A 2,827-nucleotide genomic window follows, 5' to 3' on the forward strand; every position below is an offset into this window, starting at 1 on the left:
TAAGGTTAAGCTACTAAGGGCGCACGGTGGATGCCTTGGCACTAGAAGCTGATGAAGGACGGGACGAACACCGATATGCTTCGGGGAGCAGTAAGTACGCTTTGATCCGGAGATTTCCGAATGGGGGAACCCACCATCCGTAATGGGGTGGTATTTACTTCTGAATACATAGGAAGTAAAGAGCAGACCCGGGGAACTGAAACATCTCAGTACCCGGAGGAAGAGAAAGCAATCGCGATTTCCTGAGTAGCGGCGAGCGAAACGGAAACAGCCCAAACCAGAGGGCTTGCCCTCTGGGGTTGTAGGACGTCTCATTGGAGTTACAAAGGCACGGATAGACGAAGCGACCTGGAAAGGTCCATCAGAGAAGGTAACAATCCTGTAGTCAAAATCCGCTGCCCTCCGAGACGGATCCTGAGTACGGCGGGACACGTGAAACCCCGTCGGAATCCGGGAGGACCATCTCCCAAGGCTAAATACTCTCTAGTGACCGATAGTGAACCAGTACCGTGAGGGAAAGGTGAAAAGCACCCCGGAAGGGGAGTGAAAGAGAACCTGAAACCGTGTGCCTACAACTAGTTGGAGCCCGTTAATGGGTGACAGCGTGCCTTTTGTAGAATGAACCGGCGAGTTACGATCCCGTGCAAGGTTAAGCCGAGAAGGCGGAGCCGCAGCGAAAGCGAGTCTGAATAGGGCGAAATAGTACGTGGTCGTAGACCCGAAACCGGGTGATCTACCCATGTCCAGGGTGAAGTTCAGGTAACACTGAATGGAGGCCCGAACCCACGCATGTTGAAAAATGCGGGGATGAGGTGTGGGTAGCGGTGAAATGCCAATCGAACCCGGAGATAGCTGGTTCTCTCCGAAATAGCTTTAGGGCTAGCCTCGCGGCAAGAATCTTGGAGGTAGAGCACTGATTGGACTAGGGGTCCCTACCGGATTACCGAATCCAGTCAAACTCCGAATGCCAACGATTTATCCGCGGGAGTCAGACTGCGAGTGATAAGATCCGTAGTCGAGAGGGAAACAGCCCAGACCACCAGCTAAGGTCCCAAAGTATACGTTAAGTGGAAAAGGATGTGGCGTTGCTTAGACAACCAGGATGTTGGCTTAGAAGCAGCCATCATTTAAAGAGTGCGTAATAGCTCACTGGTCGAGTGACGCTGCGCCGAAAATGTACCGGGGCTAAACGTATCACCGAAGCTGTGGATTGTCTTACGACAATGGTAGGAGAGCGTTCTAAGGGCTGCGAAGTCAGACCGAAAGGACTGGTGGAGCGCTTAGAAGTGAGAATGCCGGTATGAGTAGCGAAAGACAAGTGAGAATCTTGTCCGTCGAAAGCCCAAGGTTTCCTGAGGAAGGCTCGTCCGCTCAGGGTTAGTCGGGACCTAAGCCGAGGCCGAAAGGCGTAGGCGATGGATAACAGGTTGATATTCCTGTACCACCTCCTTTCCGTTTGAACGACGGGGGGACGCAGAAAGATAGGGAGAGCGCGCTGCTGGAAATGCGCGTCCAAGCGATTAGGCTGGTGAATAGGCAAATCCGTTCACCGTGAAGGCTGAGTCGTGATGGCGAGGGAATTTAAGTACCGAAGTCCCTGATTCTACACTGCCAAGAAAAGCCTCTAGTGAGGAAAGAGGTGCCCGTACCGCAAACCGACACAGGTAGGCGAGGAGAGAATCCTAAGACGATCGGGAGAACTCTCGTTAAGGAACTCGGCAAAATGACCCCGTAACTTCGGGAGAAGGGGTGCTTCCTCGGGTGAATAGCCCAGGGGAGCCGCAGTGAAAAGATCCAAGCGACTGTTTAGCAAAAACACAGGTCTCTGCCAAGCCGCAAGGCGATGTATAGGGGCTGACACCTGCCCGGTGCTGGAAGGTTAAGAGGAGGGGTTATCCCTTACGGGAGAAGCTCTGAATCGAAGCCCCAGTAAACGGCGGCCGTAACTATAACGGTCCTAAGGTAGCGAAATTCCTTGTCGGGTAAGTTCCGACCCGCACGAAAGGTGCAACGACTTGGATACTGTCTCAACGAGAGACCCGGTGAAATTATAGTACCTGTGAAGATGCAGGTTACCCGCGACAGGACGGAAAGACCCCATGGAGCTTTACTGTAGCCTGATATTGGATTTTGGTACAGCTTGTACAGGATAGGTAGGAGCCATAGAAGCCGGACCGCTAGGTTCGGTGGAGGCGTCGGTGGGATACTACCCTGGCTGTACTGACATTCTAACCCAGCACCGTGATCCGGTGCGGAGACAGTGTCAGGTGGGCAGTTTGACTGGGGCGGTCGCCTCCTAAAGAGTAACGGAGGCGCCCAAAGGTTCCCTCAGAATGGTTGGAAATCATTCGCAGAGTGTAAAGGCACAAGGGAGCTTGACTGCGAGACCTACAAGTCGAGCAGGGACGAAAGTCGGGCTTAGTGATCCGGTGGTTCCGCATGGAAGGGCCATCGCTCAACGGATAAAAGCTACCCTGGGGATAACAGGCTTATCTCCCCCAAGAGTCCACATCGACGGGGAGGTTTGGCACCTCGATGTCGGCTCATCGCATCCTGGGGCTGAAGTAGGTCCCAAGGGTTGGGCTGTTCGCCCATTAAAGCGGTACGCGAGCTGGGTTCAGAACGTCGTGAGACAGTTCGGTCCCTATCCGTCGCGGGCGCAGGAAATTTGAGAGGAGCTGTCCTTAGTACGAGAGGACCGGGATGGACACACCGCTGGTGTACCAGTTGTTCCGCCAGGAGCATAGCTGGGTAGCTACGTGTGGAAGGGATAAGTGCTGAAAGCATCTAAGCATGAAGCCCCCCTCGAGATGAGATTTCCCACAGC

General features: G+C 53.9%; 1 rRNA gene. It reads left to right on the plus strand.

What is annotated here, in order from left to right:
• Positions 1–3 precede the first annotated feature (3 nt).
• Positions 4–2,827: ribosomal RNA gene (locus LCM09_RS20560) — 23S ribosomal RNA — on the plus strand; the annotation flags it as partial.

Origin of the sequence: Guptibacillus algicola (assembly GCF_020171805.1) — a bacterium.
Classification (GTDB): Bacteria; Bacillota; Bacilli; order Bacillales; family Guptibacillaceae; genus Guptibacillus; species Guptibacillus algicola.